The sequence below is a fragment of the Photobacterium angustum genome (genome assembly GCF_002954615.1).
Taxonomy (GTDB): Bacteria; Pseudomonadota; Gammaproteobacteria; order Enterobacterales; family Vibrionaceae; genus Photobacterium; species Photobacterium angustum_A.
Genome location: NZ_MSCJ01000001.1, coordinates 26,927 through 43,732, shown reverse-complemented (window position 1 = coordinate 43,732; position 16,806 = coordinate 26,927). Strand labels below are relative to the sequence as shown.

The following is a 16,806-nucleotide window of genomic DNA, read 5'->3' as shown; positions in this document are numbered from 1 at the left end:
GAGCATTGAGCAATGTCGAACACTAATAATAACGCTTCAGCTTCACCTAAAACGCTTTATGAAAAAGTTTACGATTCCCATGTTGCCGTTGCAGCAGAAGGGGAAAATCCGATCCTATATATCGACCGTCACCTTGTACATGAAGTGACATCCCCGCAAGCTTTTGACGGCTTGCGTGAAAAAGGTCGTAAAGTGCGTCAAGTATCAAAAACATTCGCCACGATGGATCACAACGTTTCTACCCAAACTAAAGATATCAATGCATCGGGTGAAATGGCACGTATTCAAATGGAAGCACTGGCAAAAAACTGTGAAGAGTTTGGTGTCACCCTGTATGATTTAAATCATAAATATCAAGGTATTGTACACGTCATGGGGCCTGAGCTGGGGATTACTCTGCCGGGTATGACCATTGTTTGTGGTGACTCACATACCGCGACTCACGGTGCCTTTGGTGCACTAGCCTTCGGTATTGGTACCTCGGAAGTAGAACATGTCTTAGCCACTCAAACCTTAAAACAATCTCGTGCGAAAACCATGAAGATTGAAGTTAAAGGTAAAGTAGCTGAAGGCATTACAGCAAAAGACATCGTCCTTGCCATCATAGGTAAGACAACCGCAGCTGGCGGTACTGGCTATGTGGTTGAGTTCTGTGGCGAAGCAATCACTGATCTTACGATGGAAGGTCGTATGACCGTTTGTAATATGGCGATTGAACTAGGCGCTAAAGCAGGTTTAATTGCACCGGATCAAACGACCTTTGATTATATTAAAGATCGTGAATTTGCCCCGAAAGGCGCAGACTTTGATGCCGCAGTAGAATACTGGACATCATTGAAATCCGATCCGAACGCCGAGTTTGATGCCGTTGTAACGCTCGATGCTAAAGACATAAAGCCGCAAGTGACATGGGGAACAAACCCGGGGCAAGTAATTGCCGTTGATGAGCCAATCCCTGCCCCTGAAAGCTTTAACGATCCCGTTGAAAAAGCCTCTGCAGAAAAAGCATTAGCTTACATGGGACTAGAAGCTGGCAAAGCCCTGTCTGATTTTACTGTTGATAAAGTCTTTATTGGTTCATGCACTAACTCACGTATTGAAGACATGCGCGCAGCAGCAGCCATTGCTAAAGGGCGTAAAGTTGCCGCTAACGTACAAGCTTTAGTCGTTCCAGGCTCAGAGCAAGTGAAAGCACAAGCTGAAAAAGAAGGGCTTGATAAGATTTTTATTGAAGCAGGCTTTGAATGGCGACTACCCGGTTGTTCAATGTGTCTGGCAATGAATAACGATCGCTTAGGTCCCGGTGAGCGTTGTGCGTCAACCAGTAACCGTAACTTTGAAGGCCGCCAAGGTCGTGATGGGCGTACTCATCTAGTTAGCCCAGCCATGGCAGCAGCAGCGGCATGTGCCGGACATTTTGTTGATATTCGCCAACTAGATGCCGCATCGGTGTAACAAAAGGATTTGAACATGACAGGTTTTAAACAACACACAGGTTTAGTTGTACCGCTAGATACGGCAAATATTGATACCGATGCGATTATTCCAAAACAGTTTTTGCAGAAAGTAACCCGAACTGGATTTGGTAAGCACCTTTTCCATGATTGGCGTTTTCTAGATGATGCAGGCGAGCAGGCAAACCCTGACTTTATTATGAACGCCCCTCGCTACCAAGGCGCGAGTATCTTACTGGCGCGTGAAAACTTTGGTTGTGGCTCTTCTCGTGAACATGCACCGTGGGCGCTTGCTGATTACGGTATCCAAGTTATGATTGCGCCAAGCTTTGCCGATATTTTCTATGGTAACTCGATCAATAACCAAATGGTGCCAGTACGTCTATCTGAGCAAGACGTCGACACTTTATTTAAGTATGTCGATGAAAATGAAGGCGCACAGATCACGGTTGATCTTGAAAAAATGATCGTCAGTGCGGATGGTAAAGAGTACACCTTTGAAATTGATGAATTCCGTCGTCACTGCCTATTAAATGGTTTAGACAATATCGGTTTGACACTACAACACGAAGATAAAATTACAGACTTTGAAAACCGTATTCCTAGCTTCTTAGCGTAATCGTACATTATCTGAAATTGGACGCCCTGTTTAATATAAACAGGGCGTTTTTATTTAAAATATCAAAAAGATAATGAAATTAGCCAATACTTATTACGGTCTTAATCAATATTGTTACTTATTATATTAATAGGAAGAATATGCGTATTGTTATTGCTATTTGGCTGCTGTTATTCACTCTTCCGATCTTTGCTGCGCCAAAATCCGAACTCTGGTCATATTGGCAACCTCATGATCCTAAAAACACAAACAAGATCAGTCATCAAGATTGGCAGCAACTACTCGATAAATATCTTGTCATTCAACCGAATCAAACCTTATTTCGTTATAACCAAGTATCAAGTGCTGATAAACAAAAGCTAGCATCTTATATTAAGCGGCTCAGTGCCCAAAACCCTCACCGTTATAATCGTGATGTTCAATTTGCCTATTGGGTTAATTTATATAACGCCCTAAGCGTTCAACTAATTATTGATAATTACCCTGTAAAATCAATTACTAAACTGGGAGGTTTATTTAGCTTTGGACCATGGGATCAAACCATTATTACCATTAATAATAAAAAGCTAACTTTAAACGATATTGAACATCGGATCTTACGCCCTATCTGGCAAGATCCTAGGATCCACTACGCGGTCAACTGTGCCAGCCTCGGTTGTCCTGATTTACTGCCTAAAGCATTTAATAGCGATCGATTAGACTCCCAGTTAGATCAAGCTGCCACACGCTTTATTAATAGTGAAAAAGCAGTAAAAGTAACAAAAAATGGCATCACGCTGTCATCTATCTATGATTGGTATCAAACTGATTTTGGATCGTTAACTGAGTTGCAACAACACCTTAATCATTATCGTGTTACGGCTAACGTGCAATTAACTCAGATCCGTTATACCTATAATTGGCAACTTAATCAGAAGCTATAACTTCGATACGGTTGCAGGTACAATAGTTTGTTCTCATTGGGGAGCCATTTGGCTGAGATTGTTAAGCATACATGCTTTATAGCAGAACCCATTGAACCTGAACCAGGTAATGCTGGCGTAGGAATTGAGATGCTCGAACATTCTTTCGAGCTCGCTGAACATTGCATGATGCAACAGCACTCAAACCTGTGCCGCTCTCTCTTTCAATTTTTGTCCCAAGGATGCAGGACATCTCGGAGCGCATAGTGAAAAAAATAAACACTCTTCTTCCCCTAATCTCTCTGTCATTGGTTGCAAGCTCAGCTTTCGCCTCAGACAATACTCTTAATGTTTATACCTACAGTTCCTTTGCTTCCGACTGGGGTCCAGGTCCTGTAGTAAAGAAAGCGTTTGAAAAACAATGTAATGGTTGTACAGTCAATTTTGTTTCTTTAGAAGATGGCGTATCGATTTTAAATCGCGTTCGTCTAGAAGGGAAAAACAGTAAAGCAGATGTGTTGTTAGGGCTAGATAACAACCTAATGACAGAAGCGAAAAATACCGGCCTATTAGCAAAAAGTGATGTTGATACCAGTAAGCTAACGCTTCCTAAAGGTTGGAGTGATGATACTTTCATCCCTTATGATTACGGCTATTTTGCCTTTGTGTATGACAGCGATAAACTGAAGAACCCACCTGCGAGTTTAGATGCTCTGATCAAAGATCAAAATATCAGCGTTATCTACCAAGATCCTCGTACTTCAACCCCAGGCCAAGGTCTAATGTTATGGATCAAATCGGTCTACGGTGATAAAGCCCCTGAAATGTGGCAGCAACTAGCGAAACACACAGTGACCGTCACTAAGGGCTGGTCTGAAGCCTATAACATGTTCTTAAAAGGCGAATCAGATATGGTGCTTTCTTACACCACATCACCGGCCTATCACATCATTGCTGAAGACAAACACCAGTACAAAGCGGCTAACTTCAAAGAAGGCCATTACATGCAAGTTGAAGTGGCAGCAAAAATGAAAAATAGCCCACATCCAAAGCTTGCCGATCAATTTATGCAATTTATTGTAAGTGATGCTTTTCAGTCACAAATCGCTACTCACAACTGGATGTATCCAATAACAAAGCAAAGCCTACCGAAAGGTTTTGATGAACTCACCGTACCAAGCAAAGCACTTGAATTTAGTGCCGACGAAGTGGCAACACATCGCAAAGCCTGGATCCGAGAGTGGCAGCAAGCCCTCACTCAGTAATGGTTTAAGACTTTGAACAAACGCATTACCTTATTGCCCGGCATTATCAGTGCCGGGCTGATCACTTTTGTTGTTGTTGCCGCGCCCACCGCCTTGATCAGCCAAGCTAACGACTGGCAACTATCAACACTATGGCATGATCCTTATCTGCGACATGTAACAGGATTTAGCTTCTACCAAGCCATCTTGTCGACTCTATTTAGCATCATCCCAGCGATTCCCATTGCTTATGCACTCTCACGACGGCAGTTTGTAGGAAAAGCTCTGCTATTACGTTTATTTGCGATGACGCTCGTGATGCCCGTCTTGGTTGCTGTTTTTGGTTTATTATCGATTTATGGCAAAAGTGGATTGATCAGTCATAACCTAGAAATACTAGGCTTACCGCCATTAAACATTTACGGTTTAAGCGGGATCTTACTGGCGCACGTATTTTTAAACCTGCCACTGACCGTTCGTTTTCTACTGCAAAGCCTAGACGGTATCCCCGCAGAGCAACATCAGCTTGCGGCGCATTTAGGTATTACTGGCTGGAGTAAATTTCGCTTAATTGCATGGCCTCGACTACGCCAACAACTGCCGCATATCGCGGGTTTAGTCTTTATGTTGTGCTTTACCAGCTTTGCCGTGATCATGTCGCTTGGCGGTGGCCCTAAATCAACCACTATCGAGCTCGCCATTTATCAAGCGTTGCGTTATGACTTTGATTTAGCGACAGGTGCGATTTTAGCCTTATGGCAAATGCTACTTTGCTGCTCATTAGTACTTTTTACCCAACGTTTTGCTAAACCGCTTTCTACCCTAAACGGCTCTATCAGCAGAAAGGTAGTGAATTATAACGATACATGGCGCGCTAAATGTTGGGATGTATTCTGGATCATCAGTGCGTTAGTGTTTGTTATACCACCGATCATTGCCGTCTTTGTATCGGGTATTAACCAGCAATTATTTACTATCTTAGAACAAAAGCAGTTATGGTCAGCAATCACTAACTCACTCCATATCGCACTATTTTCCTGCTTATTAGCATTTTGTCTTGGCGTCATGATCCTCATCACGAGTCGTAGCTTACGCTTAGCACGTAAAAAACTGGCTGCTGACGGGATTGAAATGATCGGCACAGTTATTTTAGTGACACCTGGGTTAGTGTTAAGTACTGGTATTTTTCTTTTACTGCGCCAATATACCGATGCTTACAGTGCTGCGTTTTGGGTTGTGGTCTGTGTTAATGCCCTAATGGCATTGCCCTATGTAATCAAAACATTAAGTCAACCAATGCTCCACCTCGCGCAGCAATATAATCCGTTATGTCGCAGTTTAGGGATGACGCATCTATCGCGATTACGTTTGGTTGAGTGGCGTGCATTACGTGCCCCTATTGCCCAAGCTCTCGCTATTAGCTTTGTCTTATCACTGGGGGATTTAGGTGCGATTGCATTATTTGGCAGTCAAGACTTTCAAACGCTGCCACTGTATTTATTTGAACTCATGGGCAGTTACCGAATGGATGCCGCTGCTGTTGCTGCATTAGTTTTACTGTTACTCAGCTTAGGTTTATTTAGTGCCGTCGAGTATCTTGTTGTTACTCGCCATCGCCAAGGGGTTAATCATGCTAAACATTAATCAACTCAACTATACCTACTTACCTCAACACAAAAATGAGGTTGCGATGGCGTTGAGCTTTGATGTTCAACTTGAGCAGGGAGATATTGCCGCACTCATTGGCCCAAGTGGCGCGGGTAAAAGTACCTTATTAGCACTCATTGCTGGCTTTCTCGTCCCTGATAGCGGTGAGATCACCATTAATAGCAAATCTATCTGTCAGCTAGAGCCTGCACAGCGTCCACTTTCGATGTTATTTCAAGAGCACAACTTATTTCCTCACCTCAGTGTATTTGAAAATATTGCGTTAGGTATCAACCCAAACCTTAAACTTACCGCAGAGCAAAAACAGCGAGTAATTAATTCAGCGAAAAAAGTGGGGATTGATACCTATCTTGAGCGTTTACCTGAGCAACTTTCTGGCGGGCAACGTCAGCGAGTAGCATTAGCGCGATGTTTATTACGAGAGCGCCCTTTGCTACTGCTTGATGAGCCATTTTCGGCCCTTGATCCTGCACTGCGTGCGGAGATGCTAAACCTCGTTAAGCAATTAGCCACAACGCGTAATATGACGGTATTGATGATAACTCATAGCCCTGAAGATGCCGAAAAGATTGCCAATAAATGTATTTTTATTAATGAAGGCACTATCAAAGCGGTAGGAGAAACCCGTGATGTTTTGTCTAATCCCGTATTACCTGAGCTTAAAAACTATCTCGGTTTAACCCTACAAGAAACATAACCGCAGAATGCAATAAGTAACAATATAAACAAAAAAGCGAGCACCCTATGTGCTCGCTTTTCTTATTCTTCTTGCTAGTGATTAAAGATTTTCTTCGGCAAATTCCGCTAGACGGCTTCGAACCACCCCATTGAGATAAATATTGGCGCTACCTTCAAAGTTTTTAAAGCGCTCAACAATATAGGTTAATCCCGAGGTCACTGGGGATAGATAGTTGGAATCAATTTGAGCAAGGTTACCCGAACACACAATTTTTGTTCCTTCACCACATCGGGTAATAATGGTTTTAATTTGTGACGCTGTTAAGTTTTGACATTCATCGAGTAAAACAAAGGCATTTTGAATAGAACGCCCACGCATAAAGTTAATCGATTTAAATTGAATATTGGCTTTATCAAAAATGTACTTCATTGAGCCATCAGTACAAACATCATGCTTATGAAGTGCTTCCATAGTATCGGTAACCGCTGCCAGCCATGGCATCATTTTTTCTTCTTCGGTACCCGGTAGGAAACCAATTGATTCGGCTATTTCGGGCGTATTACGAGTGACAATAATTTTGTCATACATCCCTTTTTCAATGACCTGCTCAAGTGCTGCAGCCATCGCTAAAATGGTTTTACCACAACCAGCAGGACCCGTTAAGATCACTAAATCAATCCGAGGATCAAGCATTGCATCAAGCGCCATCCCTTGATAAATATTTTTAGGATTAACGCCCCAAGCTTGTCGATGCATTAGTCGCTCTTGGCTAATGTCTTTAATGGTGACACTTTCATCATCAATACTTTGAATTCTAGCGGCAAAATCATTGCCTTCATCCAGTAAATACTGATTAACAAAGGGAGTTTCAAATAAGTTTTTAGGTAAGGTATGTAAGGTTGAACGACCTCTATTTTCCGACTGGCACTCAGCAACATTTTCCCAAAAATCGCCGTGATAGCGATGAAAGCCTTTGGTTAATAATGCGACATCATCAATCAACTGATCGGTACGATAGTCATCAACATACAAGACGCCTGCACCTTTGGCACGCAGTCGCATGTTAATGTCCTTAGTCACTAATACCACAGAGCGTGGTGCATGTTTTTGTTGCAGAAAGAGAACGCTATTAAGAATACGATTGTCACCCGCCTTATCACTAAAGGCATGGACGGTTTGTTTTACTTCATAGTCAGCAAAAATAGCAATAGTACCGCTATGAGCCACTTTGTCGTTGAAAGGAATACCAGCCGAAATTTGCTCTGGTGGTGCGTCGTGGAATATATCTTCAAGCGCACGTATCGCGACTCGCGCATCACGAGAAACATCACGCTTACTGTCTTTAATTCTGTCCAATTCTTCCAGAACCGTCATGGGAATAACCACGTCGTGTTCCTGAAAAGAAAAGAACGCCAGAGGTTCATGAAGCAGAATATTTGTATCAAGTACAAACAGTTTCCGTTCGGCGTCGTCCATAGGCACCTCCTTGGTAGTCTGGACAGCGATAATTAAGCTATCACTCTATTAGCTTACGTCAAAATTACCCATCTGGTTTAATTATGACGTCTTTCCTATTAAGCCCTCGGTAGATGAAAGTTTTATTATGATTTTACTGTGACCGATTTTCATCACTTTCACCGTGACCTTAATCACATCATGCAGTAACATGAGTCCCCTTTTTGAGCTATGCACAAATTTTAAATTCTAGCGTACACTTATCTTCAGTGTAGCTTATTAACACTTTGCACAGCTTATTGCAGTCTCTTTGATATCAAATAATTAGAAGGTTTCTACCACTATGCCATTTGCTTTGGGTCAACGTTGGATCAGTGATACAGAAAGTGATTTAGGTCTAGGTACCGTTGTCGCTCTTGAACCAAGAACGGTTACCTTGATGTTCCCCGCATCAGAAGAAAATCGCCTATATGCACGTAATGATGCCCCTGTTACCCGTGTCATGTTTAACGTTGGTGATGTGATTGAAAGCCATGAGGGTTGGTCACTAAAGGTAGAAGCGATCAACGAAGATAAAGGCGTGATCACCTACGTAGGTACGCGCACCGACACAGAAGAAGAAAATGTCGCACTACGTGAACTTTTCTTAAGTCACCAAATTCGTTTCAATAAACCGCAAGATAAATTGTTTGCCGGTCAAATTGATCGCATGGATCGTTTTGCACTGCGTTACCGCGCGCTGAAAAACCAATACGAGCAACTAAAAAGCCCATTACGTGGTTTGTGCGGTATGCGTGCAGGTTTGATCCCACACCAGTTATATATTGCTCACGAAGTCGGTCGTCGCTATGCGCCACGTGTTCTACTTGCCGATGAAGTCGGTTTAGGTAAAACCATTGAAGCCGGTATGATCATCCACCAGCAGGTTCTATCAGGCCGTGCTGAACGTATTCTGATCGTGGTTCCTGAAACCCTACAACATCAATGGCTAGTTGAAATGATGCGTCGTTTTAACCTGCACTTTTCTATCTTTGATGAAGAGCGTTGTGTTGAAGCATTTGCTGATGCCGCTAACCCATTTGATACTGCGCAATATGTATTGTGTTCATTAGACTTTTTACGTAAAAGCCGTCGTCGTTTTGAACAAGCGCTAGATGCTGATTGGGACCTATTGGTTGTCGATGAAGCTCACCACCTTGAGTGGAGTGAAGATAAGCCTAGTCGTCAGTACCAAGTGATTGAAGCCTTAGCAGAAAAAACGCCAAGTGTGCTGCTACTAACCGCAACACCAGAGCAATTAGGTCGTGAAAGCCACTTCGCACGCTTACGTATTCTTGATCCTGATCGTTTTTACGACTATGAAGCCTTTGTTGAAGAAGAGCGTCAATACGAACCCGTTGCTGATGCTGTAACACAACTGCTTGCTGGTGAAAAACTGAATGATGATGCGAAAAACACCTTAACCGAGCTGTTATCTGAGCAAGATATCGAGCCAATGTTACGTGTGATCGAAGATTCAGCTCAAGACGATCCTGAAGCATTAGCCGCGCGTCATGAATTGATCAACAACCTGATGGATCGCCACGGTACGGGCCGCGTATTGTTCCGTAATACCCGCTCAGCAATCACAGGTTTCCCTCAGCGTCACCTAAATATGTACCCGTTAACAATGCCAACCCAATACACCACAGCCATGCGCGTTGCGGCAATGATGGGCGGTAAAATGGGTGTCAACGAGAAAGCGATCAAGCTACTTTACCCGGAAGATATCTACCAAGAATTTGAAGGTGAATCAGCAACATGGTGGAACTTCGATCCTCGTGTTAACTGGCTACTTGATATGCTAAAAGCCAACCGTAACGAGAAAGTGTTGGTGATTTGTTCTCGTGCGCAAACCGCATTAACCTTAGAGCAAGCATTACGTGAACGTGAAGGTATCCGTGCCACTGTGTTCCACGAAGGAATGTCGATTATCGAACGTGATAAAGCGGCGGCTTACTTTGCCCAAGAAGATGATGGCGCTCAGGTACTATTATGTTCTGAAATCGGTTCAGAAGGTCGTAACTTCCAGTTTGCAAACCAATTGGTGATGTTCGATTTACCAAGCAATCCTGATTTACTTGAGCAACGTATTGGTCGTTTGGATCGTATTGGTCAAAAGCGTGAGATAGAAATTCATGTGCCTTACCTAGAAGGCACTTCTCAAGCACTATTAGCGCGTTGGTTCAACGAAGGCTTAAATGCCTTTGAGGAAACTTGTCCGACTGGTCGTGCTGTCTATGAAGCGGTATGTGAAGATCTGATCACCTTGCTTGCCAGTGATAAACACGATCTTGAAGCGCTTGAATCCGTTATTCAGCGCAGTGCTGAAATGCACAATGAGCTTAAAACCAAGTTAGAGCAAGGTCGTGATCGCCTATTAGAAATTCACTCTAATGGGGGCGAAGAAGCTCAGCAGTTGGTTGAAAAGATCAGCGCTAAAGATGGTGATACTAACCTTGTGACTTTCGCACTGGGCTTGTTTGATACCATTGGTTTAAACCAAGATGACAAAGGCGAAAACGCAATTGTTGTGACCCCATCAGAGCACATGATGGTGGCAAGCTACCCGGGGCTTCCTTACGATGGTTGTACCATCACTTTTGAACGTGATACTGCACTTTCTCGTGAAGATATCAACTTCATCAGCTGGGAACACCCAATGATCCAAGGCGGTATTGAATTACTTCTAAGTGAAGGCGTGGGTACAACGGCAGTATCGTTGTTGAAAAACAAAGCACTACCGGTTGGTACACTGCTACTTGAGCTTATCTATGTGGTTGACGCTCAAGCACCTAAGCAATCAGGTATTGGTCGTTTCTTACCAAAAACACCGATCCGTATTTTGCTTGATGGTAAAGGTAATAACCTATCAGCTAACGTTGAATTTGAAGGCTTTAATCGCCAACTTAGCCCAGTCAATCGTCACCTTGGCAGTAAGCTCGTTAACTCGGTGCAAAAAGATATTCATACTCTGATTGAGCACGCAGAGCGCGAGATCAGCAAAGAGCTTGATGTCGTAAGAAGCCAAGCACAAGCTGAGATGGAAAACACGTTGCGCGCTGAGCTTGATCGCCTTCAGGCCCTGAAAGCGGTTAATCCAAATATTCGTGATGACGAATTAGAGCTGATTGAAAGCCAAATCATTGAGTTAACTAACTACATTGAAAAAGCACAAATCCAGCTTGATTCACTGCGCTTGATCGTTGTAAGTCATAACTGATCAATAACTCATCATAACTAAATTAAGGCCGTGAATGTCATTACTGATATTCACGGCTTTTTTCTTTAATCGCATCACCAAACATACCAATTTACTATTATTCATATTAGTATTCGCCCCGTTTTTATTCATACCTATCCTACGAGCGCATCATGAAACCATTGCCAGTGTTGAACTACAATCCACCTACCGAACCATGGTTGGATACTCTTTTTCTTGATAGCGACATCATCGCCGTTAATAAGCCTGCTGGCATACTCTCAAACCCAGGACGAGCACCAGAGCATCACGACAGCATATTTGCTCGCGTACTTGAAAAATACCCTAACTCACAAATTGTGCACCGTTTAGATATGGGGACATCAGGCTTAATTGTGCTGGCTCTAAACAAAAAAGCGGAGTGTCATTTAAAAGCTCAGTTTCGCGAGCGAGAAACACAAAAAGTGTATTACGCCCGTGTGTGGGGACATATCGAGCAAGACATAGGAACCGTGGATCTTCCCTTGATCTGTGATTGGCCTAACCGTCCACGCCAGAAAGTGTGTTTTGACGATGGCAAACCTTCTGTAACGCATTACGAAGTCTTAAGTCGTGATGAGAAAACAACCCTGGTCCGTTTACTGCCCGTAACAGGTCGTTCTCACCAATTGCGTGTTCACATGCAAGCATTAGGTCATCCAATTTTAGGCGATAAGTTTTACGCTAATGAGGAAGCAATGGCAGCCTCTCCTCGTTTACTGTTACACGCAGCAGAACTGACTTTTACGCATCCAGGAAGTGATCAACCGATGCATTTGTTTGCCCCTTGTGAGTTTTATCCAGAAGCGCCAACACAAACGATTTTTAGTAAATAAAACCACTGATAAGTCAGAACTATCGCACGGAAGTTAGATCACGAGAAAAAAGAATGCTAGCTTTGTTTTAACAAGCAAAAACCTAAACTAGCATTCTTCTTTTCACACCAAGCGGAACAAAGGTTCCATGGAGTCTAACAGTGGAACATATTGTATTTTTAGATCGTGCTACTATCCCAGCACACATTGATATTCCTCGCCCACAATCTGCTCATCAATGGGTTGAATATCAACGTACATCGCCATCTCAAGTCATTGAACGTCTACAACACGCAACTATCGCCATTTCTAACAAAGTCCAACTCACTGCTGATATTTTATCTCAGCTGCCAAACCTGAAATTTATTGCTATCGGTGCGACGGGGACTAACAACGTCGATCTCGATTATTGTCACCGCCATAACATTCCGGTTTCCAATATTCGAGGTTATGCGACTCGCTCTGTCCCTGAACACGTGCTAGCAATGATCTTTGCACTAAAACGTAATCTGATTGGCTATCAGCAAGATATCATCGCAGGCGAGTGGCAGAAGCAACAACAGTTCTGCTTTTTCACTCATCCAATTAGCGATATCGCAGGTTCAACAATCGGTATTATCGGTAAAGGCAGCTTAGGGGGAGCAACAGCCAATCTTGCAACTGCGCTGGGGATGAAGGTGCTATTTGCAGAGCACAAGCACGTCACCACCTGTCGTGAAGGCTATACGTTGTTTAACGACGTATTACAGCAAGCCGATATCATCACCTTACATTGCCCGCTAACAGATACCACTGAAGATCTTATCGCAAAAACAGAACTGGCACAGATGAAACCTAACGCTATTTTGATCAATACTGGACGTGGTGGACTGGTGAATGAGCAAGATTTAGTCGATGCATTGCTAGCTAAAAAAATTGCGGGTGCTGGCTGTGATGTTTTTACTTCTGAGCCGCCAAATGATGATAATCCATTATTACAACAGGCACATTTGCCTAATCTATTACTAACCCCACATGTTGCATGGGGATCTGATTCCGCGATTACGGCATTGGTAAATCAGCTAATTGAAAATATTGAATGCTTTTGTAATGGCAAGCCACACAATCTCGTTTGAATGTCTTACCAATAAAAAAAGCGAGCTCAAGGCTCGCTTCTATTACTTTTCAACGCAGAATTTTGATTATTTGAATCCTTTCTCTTTTCGGATCAAATCATAAGCAGCTTGTAGCTCTTGGGTTTTTTGCTTCGCAATTTCCATCATTTCTGGTGGTAACCCTTTCGCTGCGAGTTTATCTGGATGGTGTTCATTCATCTGTTTACGATAAGCTCGTTTCACATCTTGCGCAGAGGCACTTTCATCAACCCCTAAGACATTAAATGCATCAGCTAATTGATCTCGACTAGGAGGCGCTTGGAAACCACCGCCTTGTTGTTGATATTGCTGATGGAAACCACCTTGTTGAAAACGAAACGCCGCTTCTTGCATACGCAAGCGTTGTTCAAGCTGGGCTTCAGAAAAGCCAAGGTATCGCGCAATAATATGCAGTAACTGACGCTCTTTAGGATGTAATGAACCATCCGCAAATGCTGCTTGAATTTGTAATTCTAAGAAAAATTGGAGTAAATCAGCACGTCGTGCACGGCTACGAACACGATTTAGCATCTCTTCTAATGGGAAGTTATCTTCTTTTCCTTCACGAAACGCATTTTGCGCTTGAAGTCGAGATTCACCTTGTAACCCCATTCGATCCATAATCGCACTTGCAACACGAATTTCCTCTTTTGTAACATGCCCTTTCGCTTTTGCGACATGCCCCATTACTGCGAAACAAGCATGGAAAAACTCTGCTTGCAGCTCTGCACTGCTGGCTCGGTTCTGACCAAAACCTGCAAAACCGCCATTCATCTGACGAGCATAAGCCTTATCAAACTGGTGACCAATAAATAAACCAATCAACAATCCAGGCAATTTTCCAATGGAGAGGCCAAGTAACGCACCAATAATTTTTCCCCATATACCTGTCTTCTGCATTCTATACTCTCTGGTAATTTGTTAAATTTTTTCAATGTTTACCCAACAGCATGCGCTGAAAAGATGCCGTCGCGTCGAATTTGCATTATGATAGCTGTCATTTATCGGGAATGCTTGTAAAAAGCGCAATTATTCGCCTTGCTCTTAAACTGATACAGGAATGTTGAATCTGATGTCACTCACCTCTCACAGCTTACTTGCCACCATGATTGGTCTTGCCCTTTATGGACCGGCAATGGCAGAAGATGCCACATCTTTACATAAAGATATCAACGGTAAACATGCTGTAGCAGAAGATCAAACAACAAAAACAGCCGTTAATGACGATCCTTTAGCTATGGTACGTGGTGTTTGTATTGCACCAAAAGACCGTAAAGAAGATACCAATAACACACCGATCCACATTGAAGCCGACAATGCTCAAGCTAAAAATGAGCATCAAGCAGTTTATTCTGGTGATGTTATTGTTCAGCAAGGAACGCGTACGATTGCCGCCGATACAGTAACACTGCAACAACCACAAAATATTGTTACAGCAAAAGGCAATGTTTACTACCACGATGGTGGTATAGAAATGGATGGCAAACAACTCCAGAGTGATCTAAACACCAAAGACTCACAAATGGATGATGCTGTTTATCGTATGACCTGTCAGCCAGGGCGCGGTGACGCAGAGCAAATCGACAAGAAAAATGTTGATGGTACTCAGTTCTACAAAATGAAAGATGGTACTTTCACTACCTGTCCTGCAGGAGATAAAAGTTGGCGCTTTGCTGCTGGCTCTTTGGAGCGCGATGGCGACTCTCCCTTTGCCGATTTGTATAACGCTCGCTTTGAAGTACTTAATGTACCGGTATTCTATCTACCATGGCTACGCATTCCTGTCACAAAAGAGCGTATGACAGGCTTCTTATACCCAACGTTAACCTATGGTTCACGAAATGGTATGGAGTACGAAGCGCCATTTTATTGGAACATTGCACCAAACTACGACTTAACATTAACGCCAAAATACATGAACCATCGTGGTCTACAAACAACGGCTAAATTCCGCTACCTGAATGAATTGGGTGAAGGTCAAGTTGTTGGTGAATACATGGGCCATGATAAAAAGGCCGATTTCGCAGATTACCAATTGGAAGACAATAAACCCAACAGTGGCAAATATTGGGGCTTCCAATGGACACACAGTGGGATCATTGATGAAAACTGGTTAGTTGATATCGACTACAGTAGAGTCAGTGATTATAAATATTTTGAGCGTGGCTTAGATTCTAGTATTGGTGAACGTGAAGATAATAACCTGCTCCAAACAGCAGAAGTGTCTTACCGTAATGCGAACTGGGATACGATGTTGATGGTCCGTGATTTTCAGCTTTTAAAAGATCCTGACGAAGCTGAGTCATCAACAGATAATCGTTCACCGTATCGCTTAATGCCACAACTTTCATCAACTTACTATAAAACTGATCTCGGCTACGGTCTCGATTTTAAAATGCCAATGAGTATCAGTAAGTTTGAGAATAGTTCAATATTCAAGCCCGACGCTGATCGTATAACTTTTGAACCGACACTAACACTTCCCTACGCGACACCTTGGTGGTCTGTTACGACTCAGGCAAAAGTGAACTATGCCTATTACAACCAAGATAAAAAAGAATTAGATAAAAATGCTGATTTTGACGCTCTTAAAGACAGTGTTAATCGCGTTGTTCCTGAGTTTCGCGTCAACAGTAGCTTATACTTTGAGCGTGATACCTCAATATTAGGAAGTCATTATACCCAAAGCTTAGAGCCACAAATTCAATACCTTTATGTAAAAAATGTTGATCAAGAAGGTATTTATAATCCCTTTGATTATAACGGTGGCGGCTATGATTCAACCCGTTTACAACAAGACTACTACGGTCTATTTAGCGATAAAACATACAGTGGTAACGACTATATAGCTCCTGCGAACCAGTTCACTGTCGGCGCATCGACACGCTACTTTGATGAAGATTTTAAGGAACGATTTACCCTATCTATGGGTCAAATCTTCTATATCGATAAACCTTTAAACCAAGGCTCCGATAACAAAGAAGCAAAAAGTTATTCAGCGACAGCGGTTGAAACAGAATTTAATCTTGATGATAGTCTGTTCTTAAAAACAGCAATGCAATATGACTCAAGTGAAAATGACATTCAGCAAGGTAATGTGACCGTTGAGTACCGTAGTGGTGGGGTATTTGTTCAACCTAGTTACCGTTACGTATCAAGTGATTACTTAACAAAATACGTTACCAACCCGAACCCTGTCATTTCAGGCTCGAAAGATAAGCGTGACGGTATTTCACAGTTAGGTTTATCCATTGGCTTCCCTGTTAGCGATAGTGTTGATGTCAAAGCTGATTACTACCAAGACATGAATGTTAACAAGATGCTTGAAAGTAAAGTAGGCTTCACCTACACATCTGCATGTTGGATGATAGGACTTAGCTACAACCGTTACGCTAAAGATCCACTTTCAAGTGACTTTACTGAATACGATAGCAATGTCAGCTTCTCATTCAGTTTACTTGGTTTACAAGGTGCAGGACCTTCATTTGGTCAATCATCGGATGATGGCGGCAATATTTTGTCTTACGGCGATCCGTTCACTCTTAATAATTAATGTT

12 protein-coding genes and 1 riboswitch are annotated in these 16,806 nt (G+C 42.7%); of the genes, 10 read left to right on the top strand and 2 right to left on the bottom strand.

The genetic code is table 11. From position 1 onward, the window contains the following. The first annotated feature begins 12 nt into the window (after positions 1 to 12). The 6 genes from leuC (at position 13) to thiQ (ending at position 6,584) form a co-directional block, all read left to right on the top strand. Positions 13 to 1,455 (top strand): 3-isopropylmalate dehydratase large subunit, encoded by a 1,443-nt coding sequence (gene leuC / locus BTO08_RS00200; protein ID WP_105059428.1) that lies wholly within the window; start codon positions 13 to 15, stop codon positions 1,453 to 1,455. A 15-nt stretch (positions 1,456 to 1,470) separates the two neighbouring features. Beyond that, positions 1,471 to 2,073 carry a 3-isopropylmalate dehydratase small subunit gene (leuD, locus tag BTO08_RS00195; protein ID WP_005369865.1) on the top strand — a complete coding sequence of 201 codons (603 nt, stop codon included), beginning with the start codon at positions 1,471 to 1,473 and terminating at the stop codon, positions 2,071 to 2,073. Positions 2,074 to 2,213: 140 nt separating this feature from the next. Next, positions 2,214 to 2,996, top strand: coding sequence for a DUF547 domain-containing protein (locus BTO08_RS00190; RefSeq protein ID WP_105059427.1), 783 nt, complete (start codon positions 2,214 to 2,216; stop codon positions 2,994 to 2,996). A gap of 27 nt (positions 2,997 to 3,023) precedes the next feature. After that, positions 3,024 to 3,137, top strand: a riboswitch (TPP riboswitch). A gap of 113 nt (positions 3,138 to 3,250) precedes the next feature. Then, on the top strand, positions 3,251 to 4,240 hold the full coding sequence (thiB, locus tag BTO08_RS00185) for a thiamine ABC transporter substrate binding subunit (RefSeq protein WP_198038441.1): 990 nt from the start codon (positions 3,251 to 3,253) through the stop codon (positions 4,238 to 4,240). 12 nt (positions 4,241 to 4,252) lie between these two features. Next, a complete protein-coding gene (thiP, locus tag BTO08_RS00180; protein ID WP_105059425.1) occupies positions 4,253 to 5,863 on the top strand; it encodes a thiamine/thiamine pyrophosphate ABC transporter permease ThiP in 1,611 nt (536 codons plus the stop codon). Continuing rightward, the gene (gene thiQ / locus BTO08_RS00175; protein ID WP_105059424.1) at positions 5,850 to 6,584 is read left to right on the top strand and encodes a thiamine ABC transporter ATP-binding protein; all 735 of its coding nucleotides are present in this window, start codon (positions 5,850 to 5,852) and stop codon (positions 6,582 to 6,584) included. The genes thiP and thiQ overlap by 14 nt, the downstream gene beginning before the upstream one ends. 81 nt (positions 6,585 to 6,665) lie before the next feature. On the opposite strand, the gene BTO08_RS00170 is transcribed toward thiQ, so the two are convergent. Continuing rightward, positions 6,666 to 8,042 carry a PhoH family protein gene (locus BTO08_RS00170; RefSeq protein ID WP_045083531.1) on the bottom strand — a complete coding sequence of 459 codons (1,377 nt, stop codon included), beginning with the start codon at positions 8,040 to 8,042 and terminating at the stop codon, positions 6,666 to 6,668. Positions 8,043 to 8,364: 322 nt separating this feature from the next. On the opposite strand from BTO08_RS00170, the gene rapA reads away from it, so the two are divergent. The 3 genes from rapA (at position 8,365) to BTO08_RS00155 (ending at position 13,231) form a co-directional block, all read left to right on the top strand. Further along, positions 8,365 to 11,283, top strand: coding sequence for an RNA polymerase-associated protein RapA (rapA, locus tag BTO08_RS00165; RefSeq protein WP_105059423.1), 2,919 nt, complete (start codon positions 8,365 to 8,367; stop codon positions 11,281 to 11,283). 161 nt (positions 11,284 to 11,444) lie between these two features. Continuing rightward, positions 11,445 to 12,137, top strand: coding sequence for a bifunctional tRNA pseudouridine(32) synthase/23S rRNA pseudouridine(746) synthase RluA (gene rluA / locus BTO08_RS00160; RefSeq protein ID WP_242446258.1), 693 nt, complete (start codon positions 11,445 to 11,447; stop codon positions 12,135 to 12,137). Between the two features lie 140 nt (positions 12,138 to 12,277). Next, positions 12,278 to 13,231 carry a D-2-hydroxyacid dehydrogenase gene (locus BTO08_RS00155; RefSeq protein WP_105059421.1) on the top strand — a complete coding sequence of 318 codons (954 nt, stop codon included), beginning with the start codon at positions 12,278 to 12,280 and terminating at the stop codon, positions 13,229 to 13,231. 66 nt (positions 13,232 to 13,297) lie between these two features. Here the strand turns inward: BTO08_RS00155 and djlA are convergent, their stop codons facing one another. Then, complete coding sequence (djlA, locus tag BTO08_RS00150; protein WP_105059420.1) at positions 13,298 to 14,149, bottom strand: co-chaperone DjlA; 852 nt, start codon at positions 14,147 to 14,149, stop codon at positions 13,298 to 13,300. Positions 14,150 to 14,321: 172 nt separating this feature from the next. Here djlA and lptD point away from each other — a divergent pair, with 172 nt between their 5' ends. Beyond that, a complete protein-coding gene (gene lptD, locus BTO08_RS00145) occupies positions 14,322 to 16,802 on the top strand; it encodes an LPS assembly protein LptD (protein WP_105059419.1) in 2,481 nt (826 codons plus the stop codon). The last annotated feature ends 4 nt before the right edge of the window (positions 16,803 to 16,806 follow it).

Coding starts and splice junctions, on each gene's coding strand:
- leuC (WP_105059428.1), top strand. CDS start 13: ATGTCGAACACTAATAATAACGCTTCAGCTTCACCTAAAACGCTTTAT.
- leuD (WP_005369865.1), top strand. CDS start 1,471: ATGACAGGTTTTAAACAACACACAGGTTTAGTTGTACCGCTAGATACG.
- BTO08_RS00190 (WP_105059427.1), top strand. CDS start 2,214: ATGCGTATTGTTATTGCTATTTGGCTGCTGTTATTCACTCTTCCGATC.
- thiQ (WP_105059424.1), top strand. CDS start 5,850: ATGCTAAACATTAATCAACTCAACTATACCTACTTACCTCAACACAAA.
- BTO08_RS00170 (WP_045083531.1), bottom strand. CDS start 8,042: ATGGACGACGCCGAACGGAAACTGTTTGTACTTGATACAAATATTCTG.
- rapA (WP_105059423.1), top strand. CDS start 8,365: ATGCCATTTGCTTTGGGTCAACGTTGGATCAGTGATACAGAAAGTGAT.
- djlA (WP_105059420.1), bottom strand. CDS start 14,149: ATGCAGAAGACAGGTATATGGGGAAAAATTATTGGTGCGTTACTTGGC.
- lptD (WP_105059419.1), top strand. CDS start 14,322: ATGTCACTCACCTCTCACAGCTTACTTGCCACCATGATTGGTCTTGCC.